The organism is Ligilactobacillus sp. UO.C109, assembly GCF_026847815.1.
Classification (GTDB): Bacteria; Bacillota; Bacilli; order Lactobacillales; family Lactobacillaceae; genus Ligilactobacillus; species Ligilactobacillus salivarius.
Genome location: NZ_JAPSFH010000047.1, coordinates 1 through 437, shown reverse-complemented (window position 1 = coordinate 437; position 437 = coordinate 1). Strand labels below are relative to the sequence as shown.

General features: G+C 41.2%; 1 pseudogene. It reads left to right on the top strand.

What is annotated here, in order from left to right:
• Positions 1 to 23: 23 nt before the first annotated feature.
• Positions 24 to 437, top strand: a pseudogene (locus OZJ21_RS09330) (LysM peptidoglycan-binding domain-containing protein); the annotation flags it as partial.

The following is a 437-nucleotide window of genomic DNA, read 5'->3' as shown; positions in this document are numbered from 1 at the left end:
CTGGCTTACCAGAAGGAACCAAGATTGATGTGGGTGACAATGGAGATACCACAATTACCTACCCAGACCAGTCAGTCGACACTATCCCAGGTAATAAGCTGGTTGAAGAAAAGAATAGTTCTGAAAAGCTGGATCCAACGGTTCCAGCCAAGACCAAGGTTGATGATCCAACGGATAATGGTAATGTAGATACTGGAAACAGTGATAATAATGCCAACAACTCAGGTAGTGACAATAACCAAGAACTTCCTACAGATAATGGTAATGTTGATGCTGGAAACAATGGTAATAACAACACCAACAACTCGGGTAGTGACAACAGTAATATCCCTACTGACAACGGCAATGTTGACAATGGAAACAGTGGTAATAACAATGCCAATAACTCGGGTAGTGACAACAGTCAAGAACTTCCTACAGATAATGGTAATGTTGAT